The 24262-nt window shown below is 41.0% G+C and carries 21 protein-coding genes and 1 pseudogene; 6 read left to right on the top strand and 16 right to left on the bottom strand.

Annotated elements, in window-relative coordinates:
* Positions 1–98 precede the first annotated feature (98 nt).
* The 3 genes from B5X77_RS09815 to B5X77_RS09805 all read left to right on the top strand — a co-directional run bounded on the left by B5X77_RS09815 (position 99) and on the right by B5X77_RS09805 (position 3307).
* Positions 99–1202 carry a M24 family metallopeptidase gene (locus B5X77_RS09815; RefSeq protein ID WP_079507519.1) on the top strand — a complete coding sequence of 368 codons (1104 nt, stop codon included), beginning with the start codon at positions 99–101 and terminating at the stop codon, positions 1200–1202.
* A 68-nt stretch (positions 1203–1270) separates the two neighbouring features.
* Positions 1271–2326, top strand: a complete 1056-nt coding sequence (eutH, locus tag B5X77_RS09810; protein WP_079507517.1) for an ethanolamine utilization protein EutH — start codon at positions 1271–1273, stop codon at positions 2324–2326.
* A gap of 90 nt (positions 2327–2416) precedes the next feature.
* The gene (locus B5X77_RS09805) at positions 2417–3307 is read left to right on the top strand and encodes an EamA family transporter (protein WP_079507515.1); all 891 of its coding nucleotides are present in this window, start codon (positions 2417–2419) and stop codon (positions 3305–3307) included.
* 203 nt (positions 3308–3510) lie between these two features.
* On the opposite strand, the gene B5X77_RS09800 is transcribed toward B5X77_RS09805, so the two are convergent.
* From B5X77_RS09800 to B5X77_RS09780, 5 genes are all read right to left on the bottom strand, one after another.
* Positions 3511–3954, bottom strand: a complete 444-nt coding sequence (locus B5X77_RS09800) for a GreA/GreB family elongation factor (RefSeq protein WP_079507513.1) — start codon at positions 3952–3954, stop codon at positions 3511–3513.
* Between the two features lie 325 nt (positions 3955–4279).
* Complete coding sequence (locus B5X77_RS09795) at positions 4280–4720, bottom strand: GH32 C-terminal domain-containing protein (RefSeq protein ID WP_257391771.1); 441 nt, start codon at positions 4718–4720, stop codon at positions 4280–4282.
* Positions 4653–5183 (bottom strand): hypothetical protein, encoded by a 531-nt coding sequence (locus B5X77_RS09790; RefSeq protein ID WP_079507509.1) that lies wholly within the window; start codon positions 5181–5183, stop codon positions 4653–4655. The genes B5X77_RS09795 and B5X77_RS09790 overlap by 68 nt, the downstream gene beginning before the upstream one ends.
* Before the next feature lie 287 nt (positions 5184–5470).
* A complete protein-coding gene (locus B5X77_RS09785; protein ID WP_079507507.1) occupies positions 5471–6388 on the bottom strand; it encodes a pseudouridine-5'-phosphate glycosidase in 918 nt (305 codons plus the stop codon).
* Positions 6372–7349: a carbohydrate kinase family protein gene (locus B5X77_RS09780; protein ID WP_139378329.1), complete on the bottom strand. Its 978-nt coding sequence runs from the start codon at positions 7347–7349 to the stop codon at positions 6372–6374. Before B5X77_RS09780 ends, B5X77_RS09785 begins: the two co-directional genes overlap by 17 nt.
* Before the next feature lie 347 nt (positions 7350–7696).
* Between B5X77_RS09780 and B5X77_RS09775 the strand changes: the two genes are divergently transcribed.
* Positions 7697–8791: a carbohydrate kinase gene (locus B5X77_RS09775; protein ID WP_079507505.1), complete on the top strand. Its 1095-nt coding sequence runs from the start codon at positions 7697–7699 to the stop codon at positions 8789–8791.
* Between the two features lie 196 nt (positions 8792–8987).
* On the opposite strand, the gene B5X77_RS09770 is transcribed toward B5X77_RS09775, so the two are convergent.
* The 7 genes from B5X77_RS09770 to B5X77_RS09740 all read right to left on the bottom strand — a co-directional run bounded on the left by B5X77_RS09770 (position 8988) and on the right by B5X77_RS09740 (position 17724).
* Positions 8988–9611 carry a trimeric intracellular cation channel family protein gene (locus B5X77_RS09770; RefSeq protein WP_079507503.1) on the bottom strand — a complete coding sequence of 208 codons (624 nt, stop codon included), beginning with the start codon at positions 9609–9611 and terminating at the stop codon, positions 8988–8990.
* Positions 9612–9674: 63 nt separating this feature from the next.
* Entirely contained in the window at positions 9675–10862 is a 1188-nt protein-coding gene (locus tag B5X77_RS09765; protein ID WP_079507501.1) for an amidohydrolase, read from the bottom strand.
* A gap of 247 nt (positions 10863–11109) precedes the next feature.
* Complete coding sequence (locus B5X77_RS09760; protein ID WP_079507499.1) at positions 11110–12531, bottom strand: MFS transporter; 1422 nt, start codon at positions 12529–12531, stop codon at positions 11110–11112.
* A gap of 440 nt (positions 12532–12971) precedes the next feature.
* Positions 12972–13283 (bottom strand): hypothetical protein, encoded by a 312-nt coding sequence (locus tag B5X77_RS23285; RefSeq protein ID WP_176167280.1) that lies wholly within the window; start codon positions 13281–13283, stop codon positions 12972–12974.
* Between the two features lie 181 nt (positions 13284–13464).
* Positions 13465–14538, bottom strand: coding sequence for an NAD(P)H-dependent flavin oxidoreductase (locus tag B5X77_RS09750; protein WP_079507497.1), 1074 nt, complete (start codon positions 14536–14538; stop codon positions 13465–13467).
* A gap of 124 nt (positions 14539–14662) precedes the next feature.
* Entirely contained in the window at positions 14663–16360 is a 1698-nt protein-coding gene (locus B5X77_RS09745; protein WP_079507495.1) for an NAD-dependent malic enzyme, read from the bottom strand.
* 113 nt (positions 16361–16473) lie between these two features.
* Complete coding sequence (locus tag B5X77_RS09740; protein WP_079507493.1) at positions 16474–17724, bottom strand: dicarboxylate/amino acid:cation symporter; 1251 nt, start codon at positions 17722–17724, stop codon at positions 16474–16476.
* A 301-nt stretch (positions 17725–18025) separates the two neighbouring features.
* Between B5X77_RS09740 and dcuS the strand changes: the two genes are divergently transcribed.
* Together dcuS and B5X77_RS09730 are read left to right on the top strand one after the other, a co-directional pair.
* Positions 18026–19555 (top strand): DcuS/MalK family sensor histidine kinase, encoded by a 1530-nt coding sequence (gene dcuS, locus B5X77_RS09735; protein ID WP_257391781.1) that lies wholly within the window; start codon positions 18026–18028, stop codon positions 19553–19555.
* Positions 19552–20265 carry a response regulator gene (locus B5X77_RS09730; RefSeq protein WP_079507488.1) on the top strand — a complete coding sequence of 238 codons (714 nt, stop codon included), beginning with the start codon at positions 19552–19554 and terminating at the stop codon, positions 20263–20265. The genes dcuS and B5X77_RS09730 overlap by 4 nt, the downstream gene beginning before the upstream one ends.
* An 80-nt stretch (positions 20266–20345) precedes the next feature.
* Here B5X77_RS09730 and B5X77_RS09725 read toward each other — a convergent pair.
* The 4 genes and pseudogenes from B5X77_RS09725 to B5X77_RS09710 form a co-directional block, all read right to left on the bottom strand.
* A pseudogene (locus B5X77_RS09725) lies at positions 20346–21045 on the bottom strand (polysaccharide deacetylase family protein).
* Positions 21046–21101: 56 nt separating this feature from the next.
* Positions 21102–21509, bottom strand: a complete 408-nt coding sequence (locus B5X77_RS09720; RefSeq protein WP_079507486.1) for a MarR family winged helix-turn-helix transcriptional regulator — start codon at positions 21507–21509, stop codon at positions 21102–21104.
* 269 nt (positions 21510–21778) lie between these two features.
* On the bottom strand, positions 21779–23296 hold the full coding sequence (gene opuFB / locus B5X77_RS09715) for an osmoprotectant update ABC transporter permease/substrate-binding subunit OpuFB (protein WP_079507484.1): 1518 nt from the start codon (positions 23294–23296) through the stop codon (positions 21779–21781).
* Positions 23293–24240: an ABC transporter ATP-binding protein gene (locus B5X77_RS09710; protein ID WP_079507482.1), complete on the bottom strand. Its 948-nt coding sequence runs from the start codon at positions 24238–24240 to the stop codon at positions 23293–23295. The genes opuFB and B5X77_RS09710 overlap by 4 nt, the downstream gene beginning before the upstream one ends.
* Positions 24241–24262 lie beyond the last annotated feature (22 nt).

Below are 24262 nucleotides of genomic sequence, written 5' to 3'. Positions count from 1 at the left end.
AAAAACATTTACATATCATTTAGGCTGTGATTAGTGAATTCCGCTATCAATAGGATTGGCACAAAACTTGCATATAGATAACTGAAAGGGGAATCTATATGAATGAAAAAATTGTCGTTTTAAATGAATATTTAAGAAATCAGGATTGGATGGCTGGATTAATTACATCGAAGGAAAATATTTATTACTTGTCTGGTTTTGATTATGAACCTCATGAACGTTTCGTAGGTATTTTTTTAATTGGCCATAAACCTTTGTTTGTACTGCCGGAGATGGAGATGGAAATGTTGTTGGAATCTGGATGGGATTATGATTCGCTCACTTATACTGATTCTGAAAATGTCTGGGAAAAAATCTCCAGATTTTATGGAGATGCAACAGGAACTATTAAGGAGCTTGCGGTAGAAGTGAGCTGCCTTTCTCTTAAAAATGTTCGCCACTTGAAGCAGATGTTCCCTAACACCAGGATTAAGAACCTGGACCCCAAACTTACTGGCATGAGGATGATTAAGCGTCCTGAGGAAATTAAAAAATTAAAAACAGCGGCCACCTATGCTGACTATGCCATAAATATCGGGATAGATGCCTTAAAAGAAGGAGTAACAGAATTAGAAGTACTCGCAGAAATCGAATATAAATTAAAAAAAGCTGGTATTAGAGAGTTGTCTTTCTCACCTATGGTGCTGTTTGGCAATAATTCAAGCAAGCCGCATGGCGAAACTGGCGAAAACCAATTGAAGTCAGGAGATACTGTCATATTCGATCTCGGTGTTAAATACGAGGGTTACTGCTCAGATATTACGAGAACGGTGATATTCAAGGAGCTGAAGGATGAAGTGAAAAAGATGTATGAAACCGTCCTGAAGGCAAATGCATCGGCACTGAAAGAGTGCAAGCCTGGCAACCGAATCAGGAACATTGATTCAGCTGCAAGACATGAGATTTCAGCCAATGGCTATGGACCATATTTCCCTCATAGAATCGGGCATGGTTTGGGAATAAATATTCATGAAGAGCCATCGTTGCATTCAGAAAATGAAAACAGCTTAAAAACAGGAATGGTTCTTACAGTAGAACCTGGCATTTACATACCGGGATTGGGCGGCATCAGAATCGAGGATGATGTAGTCATAACTGATAACGGTTGTGAAGTGTTAACCAAATTCCCTAAAGATTTACAAGTGGTTAAGGGCACTTTCTGAATGCGCTTATCAAGCAAAGAAGCAAGTTCAATGGAAACTAATCAGCTGAGGAATAAGAGTGGGAATAAATGATCATTAACTTAATTGCGATTTTTATTGTCATTGCAGGGATTGATAAGGTTTTAGGAAACAAACTTAAAATAGGGGAAGAATTTTCAAAAGCCTTTTATAGCATGGGGGCACTATCGTTATCCATGATCGGCATTATATCGTTAGCTCCTGTACTGGCTGATTTTTTTATCCCGCTTGTGTCCCCCATTTATGCCAAGATGGGGGCTGATCCATCGATGTTTGCCTCTACCTTGCTTGCCCTTGATATGGGCGGTTATAAACTTGCAGTTGAAATGGCCATTGATCAAGACGCTGCTAATTTTTCATGGGTGTTTTTAGGTACCATGATGGGACCTACGTTGGTATTTACAATCCCGGTTGCTTTGAATCTAATCGACAAGAAGGACTATCCTCACTTTTCCAGAGGCATTCTGATTGGCTTAATGACAATCCCGATTGGCAGCATCATCGGTGGGATGCTCTATGGATTTGACATCATGTGGATGGCTAAAAACCTGCTGCCTACTATTTTACTTTCAATCATCATAATGGTATCTCTCTTGAAGTTTCCAGCCGCTACCACAAAAATGTTTATATGGTTTTCAAAAGTTATTGAAAGCGTATTGATCATTGGATTGGTGATCGTGGCATTTCAAACTCTGACAGGAGTGATTCTAATACAAAATCTGGTTCCAATCGAGGAGAGTTTTAAAACGGTAGGAAATATTACCATCATACTTGCTGGGGCGTTTCCTTTTGTTTATTTCCTGAAATGGATACTTAAAAAGCCGATTTTAAAATTAAGCGAAAAAACGGGATTAAATGATCATTCATTAATTGGTTTGCTATCATCATTAGCTCACCATATTCCGATGTTTACCAGGTTCAATGATTTAAACGTCCGAGGAAAAGTAGTGAACACCGCTTTTGCAGTCAGTGGTGCTTTTGTATTTGGCAGTCACCTCGGATTTGTAGGGTCGATTGATAAAAGCTTTATTGCCCCAATGATTGCCGGAAAGCTGACAGCAGGAATTCTGGCAGCTATAATCGCCTATTTCTCTGTCAGAGAATAAGTGGTTTTTAAACTATAAAAGACGTGCATCCGCACGTCTTTTGGATTTATTTTTATAACTTACTAGTTTTGTCATCCAGGAGGTCCAACTATGAAAAAAAACAAGGGTATTTTTTTTGTTTTCGCAGGTGCTAGTTTCTATGGGTTTACTCCAATATTTGTTAAATCGGGGTTTAGCAACGGCTATACACTTGGTCAAATCAACATTGTTCAAATGTCTATTTCGTTTCTTTTATTATGGACTTTTACACTTGTGAAGAGATCAAGTTTAAGAGGATTAAATAAGCAAAATACCCTGCAAATTATGATGACAGGTTGTTTTGTTGGATTAACAAGTATTTTTTACTATGGTGCCATGCAGTATCTTCCGGCATCAATAGCAATTATATTAATGTTCCAATTCATCTGGATCGGCATTATCTTGGAGTGGATTTTCCAAAAAGTTAAGCCGGCCCCAGTTACCGTCCTATCTATTATTTTGATATTGATAGGCGTATTTCTTGCATCAAACTTGTCTACAGGAAGCATACATAGCCTTCATTTTGTTGGAATCATATTTGGTATCTTGTCAGCATTCACATATGCTGGATTCATATATTTCAGCGGAAAAGTCGCTGTCGAGGTCGATCCCTGGATCCGCAGCTCTTTAATGGTTACAGGTTCGGCAATTTTAGTCACAGTTCTATTCATACGAGATTTCCCATCTGTTCTGCCATTGTCTCAAAATCTTCTATTCACTGGTTTTGGAGTGTCGCTGTTTGGGGCAATTCTGCCGCCTTTGTTCTTTGCGGTCGGTGCTCCATTGATATCGGGGGGAGTGGCTAATATCATTACCTCGATTGAGCTGCCTATCGCACTCATTTCAGCCAGGCTGATTTTATCAGAAACGGTCACTCCGCTTCAGTGGCTGGGAGTATGCATCATCCTACTTTCTATCGTTTTAAATGAAGCAGGTACCCGCATTTATCTGAGAAGAAGCTGAATTGTAAAGAGGATTAAGAGTCTTATGTTAAAGAAAAGAACATAGGGGTTCATTTCGTTACCCCTATGTTTCAAGAAATGATATTCCGTTTAACAGGACTGGCTGTTAAGAAGCCCTTCTCAAAAATAACCAGTAGAGAGGCGAAACTTATTGAGAAAAAAAGCTTTTTGCCAGTATCCCTTATAATCAAATCCAATCTATGTTCAGTTTCCAGAAAAGGATATTCTTTTGATTGATAAAGAAACTGTACCATTTGGAACAACCAAAGAAATCTCATCTCCCACATTTTTCAACAAAAGCTGCCTTCCAACCGGTGATAAAAATGAGATACGGTTAGCATCCGGGTCTGATTGATCGGGCAGGCTTATAATATAGTCTTCAGTTTCAGTTTCACTTTCATCTTTAAACTGGACTGTTACTTTTGTGCCAATGAACACCTTTGACAAAGGACCATTCCAGCCACCATCTTTTATATAGCTCTCCAATTCACTAATATAGAGACTTAGAAAATTCTTGACTCTTTCCTGTATTGGAGTTGAATACAGGTACATGTTATTTAACTCATTAAAGTTCTCTTCTATAAAGACGAGCTGCTTTAGGAAAGTTTCTTTTGTCGATTCAATGTGTGATATCTGGCTAAGGCTCATAGTAGTTCGCCTCCTTGCTGAAACTAAACACCGTGCAAAACTTCATTTCCACTTTCATATCCCATTCCTCCTAAAAAAATATATAAATAGATGGCAGATCCTTTAATTTATTGAAGGATCTGCCATCTGCCACGACCATATCATATATATTCCGATAAAGCCAGAATAATAAAGTCATAATTTCTTTTTCATATTCCATTAATTACAGGTATCTTTCTTTCAGACTCTATGATTCCAAATCTTCATCATTATGTTTTACGCAATCTTTCTGCTGCGCGATCTAACAAATCAATATAAGCTCCGATTGATTGCAGTTTTGTCACCTTTAAATCGGAATCCCTTGTGCAAGCTCATACAGAGTGTAGCTGCAGCTTAGATTACCCTCGCTAAAGATCCTGATTCCCTTTGATACGGCTTTAGGGAAAACACGGGCAGTAAATACGACTTCCCCGTCATTGATAAAAATCTCCGCGATGCTGTGGTCAACAAAAACCTGTACCTTTACAAAATCCTCCATTCTAAACTCAGCGCTTCTTACATAACCGTATTCTCTGCCAAACTCAGCTTCGAAATTCTCACGATTCAAGCTCACTATCTGCTGTTCTCGGTCAAATTCCAGTACAAGCCCTTCTGTTTCAGAAGCAAACAATTCAATGCCGAATTTATTACTTTGGATTCTGTTAAAATTAAGATCAAGTTCATACTGGTCTGAATGGTTCCCAATTTCTCCGCCAGTTTCCGAGATGGTCAATTCCCCGGTATTCAATCGATACTGCACCGATGTTTAAGACAATGCCTAGAAAGTGGCTTAAAAAACTGCTGCCCGCAAACAGATAATTTGGGTTGTTCATTCTTCTGGAAAGGACCAGCTTCAAACTTTCGACATAACCCCCTGTCCTGACAGGAATTCCAAGAAGCGGTGTAAATAGAAAGATGGCAACCAGTGTAAGATTAACCCTCGCTGCATTCATCCACTCATCTAGTGATGCTCCGTAAATAACCATAAAAATTATCCCTAAAATTAAAAGTGTAATGCTTATAATCATTAGAGATCCTTTTGTCCGCGGCAGGATCCAAAAAATGACTCCTATGATAACAATAGAAACAAGCAGTTTGATAAAGCCCGCTGGAAATATCTCCAGGAGGACATAACCAACAGCTAGAAAACTGATAATAAGCCCCTGCCTTGCTTCCACAGTTGAGAATTCCTTCTCAATAGATGTATTCACTATATTCTCCTCTCCACCAAAAATAAAAAAACTCAGTCCACGGGTATGGAACTGAGTTTTTACTAATTGACAAGACTTTGAAGAGCCTTCCCGATAGAAACCCAAAATATTTAATTGTATTATATTAAACTATTGGGAATATTTCAATTATTTAAAACGTATTTAAATTATCTAGTTAATTTATGACCAAGTAATCTGCCAGCGAATAAAAAAAAGCGCACACTTCTATAAAGCAGAAAACAAGATTAATAGATTCCACTTTATAGAAGCTGCGTCTCTCTTTCAAATTATTTCGTCTGGTTGTTAAAGCTTACAGCAATTTGTGTTCCTACTTTCGCATTGTGTTTTACTAATTCGATATTGGCATCAAGGCTTTTACCGTTTGTTAATTCTTTGATTTTACCGAGCAGGAATGGTGTGCTGTCTTTCCCGATGATATGTTTTTCTTCTGCTTCTTTTACTGCTTGATCGATAATTGAATTGATATAGTCTTCATCCATGGCAAATTCTTCTGGAATTGGGTTTGCGATTACTGCCCCGCCTTTAAGGTTTAGTTCCCATTTTGTTTTTAATGATTCGGCAATAACATCGACCGAATCGGTGGAGAAGTTTAATTTATGTTCGCTTTTTCTTGTATAGAATGCTGGAAGATATTCAGTTTCATAACCAATTACCGGTACACCTTTTGTTTCGAGGTATTCCATAGTAAGCGCCAGGTCAAGGATTGATTTAGCACCTGCACAGATAACAGCTACATCTGTTTGAGCCAGTTCTTCGAGGTCAGCCGAGATATCCATGGTTCTTTCTGCCCCTTTATGGACCCCGCCAATTCCGCCAGTCACGAAGATTTTGATATCTGCTAAGTCAGCACAAATCATTGTGGAAGCAACAGTGGTAGCACCCAGTTGTTTTGTGGCAACGATTTGTGCTAGATCACGTCTTGATACCTTCGCAACACCAGAACTTTTTCCAAATAACTCTAATTCATCATCTGTTAAACCAATTTTTATTTTTCCATCAATGATGGCGATCGTTGCTGGGACAGCACCGTTTTCCCTAACAATTTGCTCAACCTCACGGGCCATTTTAACGTTTTGCGGATAAGGCATACCATGGGAAATAATCGTGGATTCCAATGCTACGATGGCTTTCCCTTCCTTTTTTGCTTGTTGTACCTCTGCAGATAATTCAATATATTGTTTCATTATATAATTCCTCCATATCTGAAATAAATTGTTTTTTAGATAACTCTTGTCTAACAGTATATTTTGACATAATGGTTTTGTGGGCATTTACCAGACCAGATTTGATGATGTAGTCCATTTCTTTCTTTTGTAGCCAGGAGTAAATGACACCTGAACAAAAAGAATCTCCTGCACCTGTTACATCAACAACCTTTGGCGTTTCAATCGCCGGAAAGTAAGATAGCTCTCCGCTTTCGAATCCCGCCATTACGCCTTTTGAGCCATTTGTGACAATCACATTTTTTACTCCTAATTCTAACCAGTTCTTCACAGCATTTTCCCAGTCTTGATCATCCAGGATTTTCATGTTCATGAATGTTTCGGTTTCATCTTTGTTTACGATCAGCCAGCTGACACCATGCAGCGATTTTGTAAGCCTATTCATTTTTGGGGATGAAACAGGGATGATCACAAATGGAATTTGATGCTGAGAAGTAAAAGAACAGAGAAAATCAATCGTTTCACTGGGACAATTCAAATCGGCAACGATACATTTAGCTCTTTTGAGAATGTCGATATTACTTCTTAACAGTTCAGGTGTGATTTTATCGTAAATATCCATATCCGCTAAAGCGACTGATAAATGGCCACTCCTGTCCAAAACAGCGGTATAGGTTCCCGTTGAATAGTCTTCAAAAGGGGTGACATGTTCAAGATTCATGAACGGGGATGATGAATCATAGATTGTGTGCCATTCTGCATCGTTTCCTCTTGCTGTTAACAGGATGACTTCCTCACCTAATCTTCCAAGGTTTTCTGCAATATTCCTAGCTACTCCACCTACCGATGTAGAAGATTTAACTGGATTGGAAGTTTCGTTAGTGATGTCAAATTGGGCATAAAACTTTCGATCAATATTAGCTCCGCCAACGCAAATAATAGGATTTTTTTCATTTACCATATCTGCCAGTTCCTTCGTCATGTTATCCCCCCTTCCCACATTCAAAACTTTTGTTTATTTTATAAACATATGTTTAGTATACGCTTTCTTTTTCATTTGTCAATGAGTTTGAAAGAATAGAATTCTATTAATCTATCCTCTTTTCTGTAAAAACATGATTTCCAGCCCCGTTTTTCATGGGCTTTTTTGCAGTTTGTTTTTTAGTTATAATGGAAGGATTAAGACAACTATCCTAATATGCAACCTGCTCGGACTTTTTTGTCAGAGCAAAAAAGGTTGTTGGCGGCATATTGATTAATCAATACTTTGAAAAATCCGGATAAGCTTGGAGCGTCTAAAGAGATTATATCGGGAAGCGGGGTTGTTTCATGGATAAAGAGAAGCAAATATTACATCACATAAGAATGAATCCTTTTATTTCACAGCAGGAATTATCAAGCAAAGTAGGGTTATCTCGACCTGCTGTTGCTAATTATATCGCCAACCTGACAAGACGCGGAGAGATCAAAGGGCGAGGTTATATCCTTGGAGATGAATCGTCAATTGTGTGCATCGGAGGGGCAAACACTGACCGGAAAGCACGGACGAATCAAAAGGTACGTTTATATTCGTCAAATCCAGTGAGAATTACCGAAACATGTGGTGGCGTAGCACGCAATTTTGCCGAAAATTTAAGCAGGCTCGGCGTCAGCACATCTCTTATTGCATGTGTTGGAGAGGACAAAGAAGGAAACTGGTTATTGAAGGAGACGAAAAGTGTCGGCGTCGATATCAGTCAAGTATGGGTTCTGCCAATGGAACGAACAGGCACTTACACAACCTTGATAGATGTGGATGGTGCAAGTATTGTGGCAATGGCTGACATGACTATTTATGAAAAAATAACAGCAACAATGTTTGAGGAAAAATGGTCCCAGATCGCTGCCTCACAAGCTGTTTTTCTGGATACGAATATTCCTGAGGATAGTATTAGTTATATCATTAAACGTTGCAGGGATGAAAATATTCCTTTATATATTGACCCAGTTTCTTCAACGAAGGCACAAAAACTCCCTATGAGTCTTGACGGAGTAGAACTGCTGCTTCCGACCCGGGAAGAAGCCGAAACACTATCAAATATGAAGATAGACTCCATCGAGGAATGCCAGATAGCCTGTGAAAAGATTAGACAGCGTGGCGTCAAACAAATCATTGTGACACTCGGCAAACAAGGTGTGTATTACTCATCTGCTGAAGAATCCGGACATTTGCCGCCATATACAACTGAGATTATTGATGTCACTGGTGCTGATGATGCATTTGCTTCATGTGCCATCTACGGAATGATGATGAAAGAACCTCTAATCGGCTGTTGCCAATTAGGTCTTGCCGGTGCTGCCCTAACCATTCAAACTGAGGAATCCATATCATCACTTTTAAGACCTGAGAAACTTCATGAAATTGTAAAGGAATTTTCTGAGTAGATTCAGGAAGAAATAAAGTAATCTGCATTGTTTCCGATTTGTGCTATAACTAAATGCCTTTCATGCATGACTAGAAGCATTACAGCATTGGCTAAAAACTTTCCTGCGCAAGAACGAATTCTATTAAAAAAAGCTCACATTCGTGAGCTTTCCAAATGCCAACATCAAATGGGAAAGGACTATTTTCAAATCCAAACTATGATTTATCGAAACTCCTATTTCTATTTTGGATGTTCTGTGGCAGATTCCAGTTAAAGTAGACTGAGATGATTCGGAAGAGAACGATGGCGATAAAGAGGAGAGGCGTGGCATACGGTCCTTCAACCAATCCTGATCCTATGGTGATTCCCGCCATTGCAGCCCATAAAGCATAGATTTCCGAGTGGAAAATCATTGGCTTCCGTCCTGCAAAGACATCACGAATCATCCCGCCACCGGTTCCTGTCATTACAGCTGCAATAATGACCGCTATTAAAGGGGCGTCTATGGACACTGCATACTTTGCCCCTTGAATGGCAAATGCGGCCAAACCGATAGCATCAAAGAATACCACTGATTTTTTAAAAGGATCGATCCATTTATTTGGAAGGCCAAACGCGATCGTCATAGCCAAAAAGGCAAATTCAAATAAATACTCCTGTTTCCATATATGTTCAATTGGCAGTCCGATTAACAGATTACGAATCATCCCCCCGCCAAAGGCAGTCGTGAATCCCAGGACGTATACTCCTATTAAATCATAATCTTCTTCCCTTGCGACAAGGGCACCACTTATAGCAAAGGCAAGGGTGCCAATGATGTTAAGAATCTCCCACGTCATAAGCACCCACTCCTATTCCTGATTTTTTCTTTTTGCTAAAAAATACGACATTTCCAACACACACTAATCTAATTCATAATAACCGCAAACAACATGTCCTACAGCTTTGGCTGCAACAAGAAGTGCATCTTCATCGATATCAAATTTCGGATGATGGTTGAAATATGGATTGTCTACTCCTTTAGGCGTACAAGCGATGTAAAAGAAACAGGAAGGGAATTTTTCAGCATAGTAAGCAAAGTCTTCGGATGGCGCCATTGCTGGAAATTCCTTTACTTCTTTTATATCTTTATCATTTGCAGTCTTAAGAATCTCAGCAACCTGTGCTGTTACGGCTGGATCATTATATAATGGCGGATAATCATTTATATAAGTCAGTTCACAGCTTACGCCAAATTCTTCTTCGATTCCTTTAACAAGCCTTTTCACTTCTTTTTCAATAGTAGTTTTCGTTTCAACAGTCATGTATCGGATATCGCCTTCAAGTTCAATACTGTCTTTAATGACATTAAAAGTTCCTTTTCCATCAAATGACCCAATGGTAATCACCCCAATATCAAAGGGACTTAACCTGCGGCTGATGATTGTCTGAACGGCTGTTACAAAATGGGCACCAGCGACGATGGCATCGTTCGCCAAATGAGGCGAAGAACCATGCCCTCCTCTCCCATTAATCTTTAATTTCATGTATGCCCTGCCGTTAAAGGAATATCCAGAGTGATATCCGACAACACCTGCTGGACCCATCGGCAGAAGATGGATGCCAAAGATATTATCTAAATCGTCCAGTACGCCTGAATCTACTATGCTTTTTGCCCCGCCTGGCGGCACTTCTTCCGCATGCTGGTGGATAATTTTAATTGTGCCTGGTATTTCCTCTTTTAATTGAATAAGGCAATCTGCTAAAACCATCAAATAGGCCGTATGACCATCATGTCCGCACGCATGCATGATTCCCTCATTTTTCGATTTAAATGGTACATCCGCTTCCTCGACGATTGGGAGAGCGTCAAAATCTGCTCGCAACCCAATGTTTTTGCCGGGTTTCCCACCTTTTATAGTGACGATAATCCCGTATCCGTTCCCTACATTCGATTGGACTTCAACATCTTTTCCTTTGTAAAAATCTAATATATATTGAGCCGTTTTTTCTTCTTCAAAAGAAAGTTCAGGATTTTCGTGGAGATGCCTGCGTATTTCAATGATTTCACCCTTACGCGATTCAAGCATTTCCATTAATCTTTTTCTCATGATCCGATCATCCCTTCTTTAATTTTTGACTCTGTTCAAGACTGTTGATTTTCGTTCCAGGCGCTTCGCTTTCCGCGGGGCTGGCGCTGAGCCTCCTCGCCGCTTTGCTCCTGCGGGGTCTCACCTGGCCAGCTGCGCCCGCAGGAGTCTTCGCGCCTTCCACTACAATCAACAGGTGCAAAACAACATTGGGCTTTAATAGAGGCTAATTTTTAAAAATGCCACTGAATGTGGCGTTTAATAAGCCTTACTCTGCCACTGGTTTCTGGCTGGTTCGGGAGCCTTTGGCAGGAGCAGTCTTACCAGCATCTCCAGGTACGAGGAAGATGATTGATAAAATCGAAAGTATCCCGAAAATGACGTTTACGGTAATACCAATGGAAGCTGCTGTTTCTAGATTCCCATTTCCTGCGATTGCGCCGTAGACGGCTGCAGATATAGCAACGCCGAATGCACTGCCAAGTGAGCTCGCCATCTTATACACCCCGGCTGCTTCACCGACCTTGTCTGCCGGGGCATTGGATACAGAAGTATCTGTTGATGGAGTTGCATAGATCCCTAATCCAAGACCGAATAAGGCAAATCCAATGAACACGGTGATGGTATAAGCAAGGTCTGGCAAAAATGTCAGTCCCATCATTGCCACACCGACTGTTGTAATGAAGGCTCCCCAAATCATAGGTAATTTTGCACCAACCTTCTGGAGAATTTTTTCACCCACACGAATCATCGCCAGCACTGCGACTAGATAACCAAGTGATAGCATACCGGACTGGAAGGAACTAAATCCCCGGCCTACTTGTACATACGTATTGGCAACAACCAGGGTACCTGCTATGGCGTTAAGCAAGAAATTCGAAATTGTCGCACCCGTATAAGGCTTATTTTTAAAGACATCGAAATCAATCAGTACGACCTCTTTACTTCTTTCCACTTTGATGAACAAAATGAAACCAATGATTGTCACTGCCAAAAGGCCAAATGTAAGCGGGCTGGCCCATCCTAAATCTGATCCGTAATTTATAAAGACATTCAGGGCAATCATCGTGATGATAAAAAGTGATAAACCTGTGTAATCGAATTTAAAATCGCCTTCAGATTCTTGTTTACTTTCTGGAGTATCTTTCAGCAGGAACATTCCAATCACTGCAAAGATGATAGAAAAAATGAATATCCATCTCCAGCCCATTGAGGTTGCAATGGCGCCGCCAGCAAAAGAGGCAATCCCTGATCCGCCCCATGAACCAATGGACCAAAAACTTAATGCACGCTGACGATCTTTTCCTTCAAAGTAAGCTTTCATCAAGGCAATCGTTGAGGGCATGATACATGCAGCTGAAATCCCTTGAATAATACGTCCAGCGATTAGCATTACTGACCCTTGAGCTAAAACAAGGAAAAAAGAACCGACAATACTTAAAATAAAACCAATGTACGCAATTTTCTTTCTGCCAATTTTATCGGCAAGACCCCCAGCGGCAACGATAAACATTCCAGAAAACAATGCCGTTAAACTAATGGCAATGTTCACCGTTCCAATTGATATACCCAAATCCTGCTGAACAGCTGGAACGACATTGACAATCGCTTGAGCAAACAGCCAGAAGGTAATAACACCAAACACGATGCCTGTGATCATTTTATTTGTACCTTTATAACTTGTCTCCATGAATATAACCTCCTAATTCACAAGAATGGCAACTAATAGTATTGTTCCTATTTGAATTAATTCAATTAAGTAAGTTTTCGTTCTGCGTTCACCTTCCTTCTGGATTTGAAAATCATCTTGGCTTCTATAAGAAAATTGTAGGCCAGATCCAACAAAATAAAGAGTCATTATTTGTTGTATTACTTTTTATAAATCGTTAAATATTTCACCATGGATTCTGCGCATCAAAAATAGGGGGTCAAAATTTGACCCCCCTAATACAAACTCCCAAAAGACCAAGCTGAAATACAAAAAGCCATTGCCTCCGCGGCAATGACCTTCTGCATTAAATCGCTTTTCTTATTTCAAAAAAATGAATTGCATTAATGGTTAAATAGGAATAAAAGGACCATTCTTGTTTGATGGTTTCATCATAGAGTTCAATGTCTGGATGGCTTGTCCTATTGATGTAATCGATTTATTTCACTATCGATTCCATATCTGCTGTTTAAATTCCACCATTTCGTATATAAAGCCCCGTGATCTTTGTCAAAAATATGCTTCCGAATTTGATATTCCCCTGCTTCAAGCCCGGTGATTTTAACAAGGATTTCTTTATTCAGCTTTTGCAAAAATGCTTCCTCAATGGAGTAGTATGGATTTATCGTTTTACAATTCATTAGAACCAGCTGATAGCCTCGGTCATTTTGTGTCATAAAATGATCCGGTCCCCGGGAGATGACTTCACCCTCCAGTCGATTAGCAAACATCATGGCAAAATAAGCCGGTCGTTTCCCGCTGAAATGGTGAAAGAATTCTAATCCTTCAATACGAATTCTTTTATATTTAATCTTTGATGAATTTTAATACATAACAATCAAAAAAAGACTGCAGGCAGGCTGCAGTCTAGGTCAAGACTTATTAATAAATTCACCCTTTTTGCACAAGTTGAACCTATCTATTAATCCTTTCTGCGTCATGAATAATATTATTAATCAACTCTTCAACCGATTGATTTCTGGCAAGTCTCGGGCTTTGTCCGGACCATAGTGACATATATTCCGGGTTGTTTTGGGCAGATGATGCTTTCCTGATTGGTTGGGTAAGTGCATTTTGGACTGGGAATTCAGGGAATGACACACCTTCTTCCTGCATCTCTTCTATAAACCGGTTTTTTATGCCTCTTGCCCATTTGCCGGAGAAAGCATTGGTTAATACCATTTCATCTTCGCCGGCACTCAAAATCGCTTGTTTATAAAGTTGATGGGCTCCGCTTTCCGTGCACGTTAAAAAAGCGGTGCCCATTTGGACAGCTTTTGCACCTAAGCAAAGGGATGCCAATAATCCCCTGCCATCCATGATGCCGCCTGCTGCTATCACAGGGATTCTTACATTGTCAGCAACCTGGGGGATGAGCGACATCAGGCCAATTAAGCTATCTTTGTCTCGGCTGATAAAGTTCCCCCGGTGGCCGCCCGCTTCACTGCCTTGGACAACCACAGCATCCATACCGCTGTTTTCAGCTTCAATTGCCTCCCTGACTGTCGTTGCCGTTCCCAATAAGATAATATTGTTCGCTTTTAGCTCGCTAATAACTTCCTTTGATGGCAGCCCAAAGGTAAAGGAACAAACCGGGATTTCCTCTTCAATCACAATCTTGATCAGATCATTGAATGTTTCTGCATGCTGCCTGTAGTCTGGGATTTTCAGCTGTTGTTCTTTGTGTAAATTCAACTGTTCTCGAATCGGTTTCAGTTTTTTTTCAGCTGAATCAATTTCATCCTGTGTAACCTGAAATTCATTCGGCACAAATAGATTGATCCCGAAATTTTTGGTTGTCAGAAGTTTAACTTCCCTTATTTGTTCCTGCATTGCATCCGGCGCCAGATAGCCTGCCCCCACCATTCCCAATCCTCCTGAATTGGAGACTCCTGAAACCAGTTGTGAAGTCGTAATGCCTCCTGCCATTGGTGCCTGTACAATCGGGTATTCAATATTCAAAAGTTCGGTCAATTCATTTTTCAGCACTGAACTTCCACCTCAATTCTTGTGAACTCTAACTATTAACTCAATTCTATAAAATTAGAAAATCCCCTTTTTTCAGGTTTTCCAGTTATAGAAAAAGGCTGCCTGAGCAGCCCTTTTTAAGCATTTAAATAGCCACACTTGTTACTTCTTTATACTCCGGTTTCCACATTGCATCTGAAACAGTCTTCTCAACATCACTGATTTCTGCTCCTGAAAGGCCTTCTGAGATTGCTGCCCTGGCTACTTCGATTGCAACGTATTCTGATACCTCGCCTAATTTGTTGATTGATGGCAGCAGCGGTGCACCGGGTCTATGGTTATATGACATCTCGGCAACAGCATTTGCAGCCGCGGCCAGCATTCCCCTGGAAATGATTTTCGCTTTGGCCACGATTGCTCCTAGACCTAACCCTGGGAATACAAAGGCATTATTCGACTGGCCGATTTCATAGCTGACACCATTGTATTCAACATTTTCAAAAGGGCTGCCAGTTGCAATTAGGACCCTGCCTTCTGTCCATTGAATCAAATCCGCTGGTACTGCCTCTGCTAATGCAGTCGGATTAGACATCGGCATTATGATAGGACGTTCTGTATGCTTCGCCATCTCTTTTACAATCTCCTCTGAAAAAGCCCCAGCTTGTCCAGATGTACCAATCAGGATTGTAGGCTTTACTTTTCTAACCACTTCCATCAATGTAATAATGCCGTCTTCAGTACGTTCCCAGTCCAACACTTCTTCATTTTTCCGTGTGTATGGTTTTTGGAACTTAAGGACATCCGTTACATTGTCAGTTAACAACCCCCGGTAGTCAACTGCCCAAAAACGATCGTACGCCTCTTCCCTCGACAACCCTTCCATCATCATTGCCTCAGCTATTTGATCGGCATTGCCAATCCCTGCAGCTCCTGGGCCAAAAACTACTATTCTCTGATCCTTCAGAGATTCACCGGTTACCCTGAGTGCGGACATAACCGCTGCAAGCGTGACTGCTCCAGTGCCCTGTATATCGTCATTGAAAGTGAGGATTTTTTCACCATATCTCTCCAGGATAGTACGGGCATTCACATTGCCAAGGTCCTCCCAGTGAATGAGTACATCAGGGAAGAACTTTTTTGCCGCTGAAACAAATGAATCAATAAACTCGTCGTAGCGTTCCCCTCGGACACGCGGAAACTTGTTTCCAATATAAAAAGGATCTTCGATTAAAGCCTGGTTGTTCGTCCCTGTATCCAATACAACTGGGAGGACCCGACTAGGATCTATTCCTGCAGCCGCTGTATAAACTGCCAATTTACCAATGGCAATATTGATCCCGCCGACTCCCTGGTCACCAATGCCCAGGATACTCTCAGAATCAGTGACGACAATCAGGTCAATTCCGTTCTTGGGCTGTCCAAGATTCACAAAAGCTGTTTCGATTCCCTGAGGATCTTCAATCGATAAATACATGCCTCCCGGGCGGCGATATACATGGGAGTATTTCTCAATCGCTTCCCCTACCGTAGGAGTGTAGATAATCGGCAGCATTTCACTTAAATGTTCCCTCAGCAAACTGTAGAAAAGAACAACATTCCGGTTATATAGATCATATAAAAGGCCATTTTTAAACAGATTAGTCGTACGGGCAGAGTACTGTTCATAAACCCTTTTCGTCTGTTCTTCGAGAGTGAGTACATGTGGAGGCAATAAACCCTCCAATCCGAGTTCTTCTCTTTCTTTTTTTGTAAAAGCTACTCCTTTATTCAAGAATGGGTTGGAAAGAATCTCTTTCCCTTTTAAATTAGTCTGAATCATATTTGTATTATCTGTAGTTGCCATGAGTCTTCCTTCCTTCTTTCATGCTGCTGGATTGAAATTTTTTACTTCTGGAATGGTTAAAGCAGGCAGCGAGTCAGGCTGCCTGCTTTAGTTTATGGAGACATGATTAGAGCTTACGCAGATACCTTGTTCTGGACTGCCTCTTTTACAGGGTTAAATTCCCCCTCAGTCTTAGAGATTACAACTGTTGCAACACCGTTGCCGATAAGGTTCGTAATGGCACGCGCCTCTGACATAAAGCGGTCAACTCCGAGGATGAGCGCCATTCCTTCAACAGGTATGGATGGGAACACCGCAAGTGTTGCTGCAAGTGTCACGAAGCCAGACCCTGTTACGCCTGCTGCGCCTTTTGAAGTCAGCATCAATACTCCGAGGAGTGTAATCTGCTGCCAGATGCTAAGGTCAACACCATAGGCCTGGGCAATGAATAGTGCCGCCATCGAAAGATAAATCGATGTCCCGTCAAGGTTAAAGGAATATCCAGTTGGAAGCACAAGTCCTACAACAGGCTTTGAACAGCCGTATTTCTCAAGCTTTTCCATCATTTTAGGAAGAGCAGCTTCAGAAGATGATGTTCCAATTACAAGAAGGATTTCTTCTTTTATATAAGCAATGAATTTAAAGATGCTGAAACCGTAAAGCTTCGCAATGCCTCCAAGTACAAGAACAATAAAGAGTGCCATTGTCAGGTAGACAGAGCCCATCAATTTGCCAAGATACACTAGAGAGCTGATTCCAAATTCGCCAATTGTATAGGCCATTGCTCCGAAAGCCGCAAATGGAGACACCTTCATGATGATGTTGACGATTCCGAAGAAAACATCAGCAATTTTTTCAAAGAATTCAAGGACTGGTTTACCCGTTTTGCCTAAATGTGCGAGTGAAGCACCAAATAGTATAGCAAGCAACAATACCGGCAGAAGCTGGCCGCCTGTAAATGCGCCTATGAAGCTATCAGGTACGATTGAAAGAACAAAATCCATAAAACCGTGGCTTGTTTCCTCCGCAGCCTTTGTATACTGAGAAACATCGCCTTTACCTGCTTTGGCATCAATTCCATGTCCTGCCTTGATCACATTCGCGACGATGATTCCGATTGCCAGGGCAATAGTCGAAACAATTTCAAAATATAGCAGTGCCTTTCCGCCAATTTTACCGACTTTCTTTAAGTCTCCCATACCTGCAATCCCGATGACAATTGTCAGGAAAATGATTGGTGCGATGACCATTTTTACTAGTTTAATAAATATGTCTGCAAGTACTTTCAGCTGTGAACCAAATTCAGGAAAAATAAAACCGACTGTGATACCGAGAAAAATACCAATGATAACCTGTGTAGTAAGACTTTTAAAGTTAATTCTCACGCAATTTCCTCCCCTTTGAGTAAGTTTGAAAACGATTACATCCCCTTGGAATATCCACATGTTACAATTTTGTGAACATGAAATATAGTTTAATAAACTTTAAAAACTGTTTTGTAATTAAAGAAAGAGAAAAAATAATAGCTGGAGTTGACTTTCGTCAAACCCTTAATTTTTATACAATTAAACTTATATTGATTAATAATTGAGCTATGGGGGCTATCGCGTGCAAAAACAGCGGTTCCGATTTAAATTAAGTACAATCATCATTTTCTTCGTTTGTTTAGTCGTTTTGATTTCCCTGATGATTACAGATTTGTTAATTAGCAATTCTGTTAGCGAAAACATAAGAAAAAGTCAGGAAGAGAAGGCTTTAATTGTTGCAAGGACCGTCTCCAAATCTCATATCGTCATTAATGCATTGGAGGATAGGGAAAGCTCAGCTGCCATCCAGGATTATACAAAGGAAATCCAAACGGCAACGAATGTTTTGTTTATAGTTGTTATGGATATGAACGGAATCCGCCTGTCCCACCCAAATCAGGAGCTGATTGGCAAGGCATTTGTAGGAGGAGATGAAAAGGCTGCACTGAAAGGAAAGGAATATGTCTCCACCTCACGTGGGACACTTGGAAAATCAGTGCGCGGTTTTACACCGATTTACAATGACAAAAATGAACAAATCGGCGCAGCGGCAGTTGGCATATCGCTTAAAAGCCTGGAGACAGCTCTTGGACGCAGCCATAAGAACATCATCATTGTTACTTTTCTTGGTTTGCTTATAGGGACTATCGGCGCAATCATGCTGGCCAGATATATAAAGAAAATTCTCCTGGGTCTTGAGCCCTTTGCCATTTCGAGGATTCTCGAGGAAAGAAGTACGATGCTTCAGTCTGTGCATGAAGGCATTATTGCAGTAGACCATACCTCAACGATTACTTTAGTGAACAAATCTGCTTTGCAAATTTTTAAAAAGGCCGGTCTCTCACAAAAGCCTGTCGGGATGAAAATTTATGACTATATGCCATCAACAAGATTAGATCATGTATTGAAAACGGGTCAGCCTGAACTGGATGAGGAACAAACAATCAATGGTGTTTCGATTCTTGTCAACAGGGTTCCTCTTATCGTAAATGGTGAGGTTGTCGGGGCCATTTCAACTTTCCGTGATAAAACCGAAGTGAACCAGCTTGCTGAACAGCTCACGGGAGTCAGGACATATGCGGAAGCACTTCGGGCACAATCGCATGAATTCATGAACCGCCTCCATGTTATATCTGGTATGGTCCAATTGAAGTCATACGACCAGCTGACAGCGTTTATCCGTACATTGGTTGATTACCGTAATCAGGAATTCGGCAGCATTACTCAACATATCAAGGATCCTGCCCTGGCTGGCTTTATCATGGGAAAGTTGAGCTATGCCCGGGAAGCAAAGGTTGACCTTTCAATAGAATGCACCAGCATCATACCTGAGCCTGCAGAAAATAAGACAACCCATGAACTGATTACGATTCTCGGCAACCTGATTGATAATGCCATTGAGGCCATAGAAGACAGCGAAGATAAAACTGTTGAGGTGAATTTTTCATACAAAGATGAATGGTTGACGATTGAAGTCTTTGATTCTGGTCCCGGAATATCAAGTGAGCAGCAAAAAGAGATTTTTAGAAAAGGATTTTCAACAAAAGGGAAAAACCGCGGTTATGGGTTATACTTAGTTCAAAAAAGTATAATGGATCTGGGCGGAGAGTTAGTCATTGACTCAAAATTATTACTGGGGACAAATTTCTATATAAAGATTCCATACGAAGCAAAAGAGGTGGGGAAATGATCAGGGTATTGATCGTCGATGATGATCCAATGGTCGCAGAATTTAACAGGCGTTATCTGCAAGAAGTGAATGGTTTCACTCTTGCTGGCATTGTCCATAACGTGAAGGATGCCAGGGAATTTCTTGAATCCGAAAAGATAGACCTCATCCTGCTGGATGTCTATATGCCTGGCGCTACAGGGCTCGATTTGCTCCGTTTTATCAGGGAGAAGAACATCTCAGCCGATGTCATACTGATTACAGCCGCGGCAGACAAAGAAAACATTCAAACAGCACTCCGGTACGGGGCTTTGGACTACTTAATCAAGCCTTTTGAGTTTGAAAGATTTAATCAGGCCCTATTGCAATATAAAGAAAAATATCATTTCTTTGAGAATCATCACATGCTTAGACAGGAAGACATTGATGTCCGTATTTTAAGTACTGAACCAAAATCGGCAGGTGCATTTATTGAACACCTGCCAAAAGGGTTAACGAGCAGCACTTTGGAATCCATCATCAAAGTCATTCAAACAAAAAAGAACCTTCAGTTTTCAACCGATGATATATCTGAAATCACCCTTATTTCAAGAGTATCTGTCCGTAAATACCTGAAATTTTTAACGGATCTCGGCATTCTTGAAGAGTCTTTAACATATGGTGTTGGCCGGCCTGGCTATTTGTACAGATTAAGGGAAGACAAGCTGGGTCAGTTGAATAGATTCGTTTAAAAAAGTGGCAGCAGCCACTTTTTTAATAACTTCTATTCCTCTTTACATCAGGAATCGTCCCTTCTGCCTGCCGGGATCAATTAGTTTTCCTGAAGTTCGTTTACAGTGATAAATTCATATCCTTCTTGGGATAATGATTTCAAAATTCCTTCCAGGGTCCTTAGCTCTTTACCGGTCTTATCGTACATCGGATGCAACAAAATAATCGAACCAGGTCTTATATTTTTCTTTACGTAATTTATTTTCTCCGCCGAACCGGTATAGAATGAATCGGGTTCTAGATTCCAGGTGATGGTGTCGATTTTTTTGTCTATGTAAGTAATAGGGCAGCCCAATTAGTTTTTTTCCGTTTGGAGGCCGAAAGTCGATTTCTCCTTTATAGCCTGCTTCCTCGATCAATTCATTCGTTTGGTCAATTTCCTTTTTGATAAAAGAAGGGAATTTTAGCACCATACGCTGATGGGAATAGGTGTGATTCCCGATTTGATGTCCTGCCATTGCGATTTTTTTAGCTTCTTCCGGATTCTTTTCCATTTCATTTCCAATCAGAAAGAACGTTGCTTTTGCATTGTACTTTTCCAGTATGGGCAATATATCCTCTACATTTTTTGTAGGACCATCATCAAAGGTTATGGCAACCACTTTGTCCCCTGTGCTGACCTGGGATGTTAAGCCCCCGAAAAATTGAAAGGTCCTTGCATTCATTATTTTATAAGATCCAGCTAGCAGCAGAATAATGAACACAATTACAAGACCCCAAAATAAGAATCTTTTTTTCATATAGTTTACCTCTGGATTATTCAGTATTATGATTACTTCTTAATTTATTCGTTCCGTTATCTATTTTTATTCAAAAGCTGTTCCTTAAATAATCCTATCCGTTTTATTTCATCAAGATGGATTTCAGACAAGCCCTCAAGAATTCCCACTCCTTTTTCAGTGACTTCAACAAATATACTCCTGCCGTCTTCAGGGTTCTTCCTGCGTGAGACAAGCCCCGATTCTTCACATCGGTCGATCAGGCCTACGCATGAATGGTGGGTAACCTGCAGGCGCTCTGCCAGCTCCCTCGGGGTTGCATAGTCCCTGCCTGGGAAACCCTTTATGGCCAGCATTAACTGATGCTGCTGGCCAGTAATACCCATATTTTGTGCCGCGGTTTCACTGAACTTCTGGAACTTTCTCAACTGGTAACGGAACTCTGCGAGGTATTCATACACATCTTTACTTAACAAAAAATCCACCTTACTTTCTGGTTGATAAATATATCTTAACACGATATAATTAATTCAACAAAGAATATCGTATTACGATATATTTTATAAAAAGGGGAGCTTTTCAAATGGAGTATTTACACTACCTTTCTCCAAATTCGGTTTCAGGAGTCATCTTGTTCCTTGCCGGCAGTTTATTGACTATTTATTTGAACATAAAGGTTTACAAACTTTAGTTTTTCAGGATATTGAAGCCCCCTGCAACGGCAGGGGGCTTTTTTGTAATTATATATTCATGCTTATTCAATCAATCCCGCTTTCCTTAAATACTCCCTGGCTGTTTCTTCAGGAGATTTTCCTTCTACATTCACCTGGTAATTCATTTTCCTCATTTCATCGTCCGTGATTTTACCGGCAAGCTTGTTGAGGGCATCAGCGATTTCGGGATATTTTTCTGCTGTTTCTGCTCTTAACAGAGGGGCCCCCTGATATGGCGGAAATAAGTTCATATCGTCTTCGAGCACGACCAGGCCATATCTCTGAAGCTCGCTATCTGTCGAGTAGGCATCGACAAGGTTTATTTCACCATTCTTGATCGCTCGGTACCTTAGCTTTGGCTCCATGGTAATCAAACTTGGCAGGTTCAGGCCATAGAGTTTTTGGATTCCTTTGTAGCCATCTTCCCGGTCTGAAAACTCCAGGGTGAATCCTGCTTTTAGAGAGGATTCTATCGGCTTTAAGTCAGAGATGGTTTTCAAGGCATTTTCATTAGCAAGCTGTTCTGGAACTGCCAGCGCATATGTGTTGTTATAGTCCATTGGCTGAAGCATTTCCATGCCAAACTCTCTTCTCATTCCTTCTTTTGCCTGCAGGTATACTTCTTCCCTATTTGTGCTGCTTGCCGTTTCTTTTAAAAATTCAGAGATGGCCGTGCCTGTGAATTCAGGATATATATCAATATCACCGTTCTTCAATGCTGTGAAAACAAAAGATGTTTTTCCCAATCCGGGTTTTAGCACCACGGAATGATCCGTTTCTTCCTCTATCAGAAGCTTGTACATATTGATTAATATTTCCGGCTCGGATCCCAGCTTTCCTGCTATGACAAGCTCCTCTTCATCTTTCCCTCCTATGAAAGGAACAGCCATCATGACAAGTACCGCCAATAAAATCGTTCCCATAGTAATGAGAGATTTTTTAAAGGAAACCGTTTCGAATCTTCTAAGCACAAGGTCGAACAAGATGGCCAGCAAGGCAGCTGGGATTGCACCAAGAACAATTAACGCTGTATTATTCCGGTCGATTCCAAGAAGGATAAGATCCCCCAATCCACCCGCCCCAATCAGGGCAGCAATCGTTGCCGTCCCGACTATCAAGACCATTGCCGTCCTGATTCCAGCCATAATGACTGGCATCGCCAAAGGAAGTTCAACTTTCATTAAACGCCGCGTGCTGTTCATACCCATGCCACGGGCGGCCTCGATTAAAGTTGAATCTACCTCATTGATTCCTGTATATGTATTTCTTAATATCGGCAGCAGCGCATAAGCCACAAGGGCTATGATGGCCGGTACTTTTCCAATGCCGAATAACGGGATCAGCAATCCGAGCAACGCAAGTGATGGTATGGTCTGGAGAACGGCGGTGATTCCGATGATCCCTTCTGATATCTGCCTCCTCCTTGTCAGGAAAATCCCGAGAGGAATAGCGATTAAGACAGCAAAGAACAGTGCAATGAAGGAAATCTGGATATGTTCAAGAAGGGCACTTAACAGCTCATCTTTTCTATCTGTAAAAGTGGAAGTCCAGCTATTCATTTTATTCCCTCCATCTGACCAGATAACAACCTGATTATTCCCTGCCGGTCTATCGTGCCAATTATTTCGTCCATCTCTTTCACTGCAATCTGCTCATGATCACTTAATAAAGCCAGAATTTCATTTACAGACACACGTGAGGCAATCACAGGAAGATTATACGGTTCGTCTGGGATTACGGGCTTGATGCCTTTACTGATATCGACCATCTTCGCCTGAACATGATTACTCCCGACAAAATCACGCACGAATTCATTCGCAGGCTGTTGCAACAGCTCTTCCCGGGTTCCTGTCTGGACGATTTCCCCATTCCTCATCAGGCAAATCCTGTCTCCTAGTTTCATTGCTTCCTTCATATCATGTGTGACAAATACAATCGTTTTCTTGATAGTGTTTTGCAATTCAATCAAATCATCCTGAAGCTTTTCCCTGCTGATGGGATCCAGGGCACTAAAGGGTTCATCCATTAAAATAATCGGCGGATTGGCAGCCAGCGCCCTGGCCACTCCGATCCTCTGCTGCTGGCCTCCCGATAATTCATGGGGCATCCTTTTGCGGTAAGTTTCCGGTTCAAGTCCGACCATATGAAGCAATTCATCGATACGATGATTGATTTTTTTCTGCTCCCATTTCTTCATTTCCGGGACAACAGCAATATTCTCTTCAATCGTCATATGAGGAAAAAGGGCGATTTGCTGAAGCACGTATCCAATATCCCAGCGCAACTCGTGAATATCATAGTCACTGATCATCTTATCCTTGATCTTAATGTAGCCTTCCGTAAGCGGAATCAGCCGATTGATCATTTTTAAAGTTGTCGTTTTGCCGGAGCCGCTTGGACCAATCAGGACAAGCAACTCCCCTTCGTTGATATGTAAATTAAAATTCTTCACAGCAAAAGTTCCATCATCATATTTCTTTGACACACTTTCAAAACTGATCACTTTTTCACCCCTAAATTCTCAC

The organism is Mesobacillus jeotgali, from assembly GCF_900166585.1.
GTDB classification, from domain to species: domain Bacteria; phylum Bacillota; class Bacilli; order Bacillales; family Cytobacillaceae; genus Mesobacillus; species Mesobacillus jeotgali_A.
The sequence above is the reverse complement of the archived record's forward strand: the minus strand, read 5'-3'. Positions and strand labels throughout refer to the sequence as shown.

Bases quoted from the DNA above. Each gene is read 5' to 3' on its own strand.
- dcuS (WP_257391781.1), top strand. From the start codon at position 18,026: ATGATTACAGATTTGTTAATTAGCAATTCTGTTAGCGAAAACATAAGA.
- B5X77_RS09760 (WP_079507499.1), bottom strand. From the start codon at position 12,531: ATGGAGACAAGTTATAAAGGTACAAATAAAATGATCACAGGCATCGTG.
- B5X77_RS09815 (WP_079507519.1), top strand. From the start codon at position 99: ATGAATGAAAAAATTGTCGTTTTAAATGAATATTTAAGAAATCAGGAT.
- B5X77_RS09785 (WP_079507507.1), bottom strand. From the start codon at position 6,388: ATGAAACAATATATTGAATTATCTGCAGAGGTACAACAAGCAAAAAAG.
- B5X77_RS09805 (WP_079507515.1), top strand. From the start codon at position 2,417: ATGAAAAAAAACAAGGGTATTTTTTTTGTTTTCGCAGGTGCTAGTTTC.
- B5X77_RS09800 (WP_079507513.1), bottom strand. From the start codon at position 3,954: ATGAGCCTTAGCCAGATATCACACATTGAATCGACAAAAGAAACTTTC.
- B5X77_RS09765 (WP_079507501.1), bottom strand. From the start codon at position 10,862: ATGAGAAAAAGATTAATGGAAATGCTTGAATCGCGTAAGGGTGAAATC.
- B5X77_RS09780 (WP_139378329.1), bottom strand. From the start codon at position 7,349: ATGACGAAGGAACTGGCAGATATGGTAAATGAAAAAAATCCTATTATT.
- B5X77_RS23285 (WP_176167280.1), bottom strand. From the start codon at position 13,283: ATGATGTTTGCTAATCGACTGGAGGGTGAAGTCATCTCCCGGGGACCG.
- B5X77_RS09775 (WP_079507505.1), top strand. From the start codon at position 7,697: ATGGATAAAGAGAAGCAAATATTACATCACATAAGAATGAATCCTTTT.
- eutH (WP_079507517.1), top strand. From the start codon at position 1,271: ATGATCATTAACTTAATTGCGATTTTTATTGTCATTGCAGGGATTGAT.
- B5X77_RS09745 (WP_079507495.1), bottom strand. From the start codon at position 16,360: ATGGCAACTACAGATAATACAAATATGATTCAGACTAATTTAAAAGGG.
- B5X77_RS09770 (WP_079507503.1), bottom strand. From the start codon at position 9,611: ATGACGTGGGAGATTCTTAACATCATTGGCACCCTTGCCTTTGCTATA.
- opuFB (WP_079507484.1), bottom strand. From the start codon at position 23,296: ATGAATAGCTGGACTTCCACTTTTACAGATAGAAAAGATGAGCTGTTA.
- B5X77_RS09730 (WP_079507488.1), top strand. From the start codon at position 19,552: ATGATCAGGGTATTGATCGTCGATGATGATCCAATGGTCGCAGAATTT.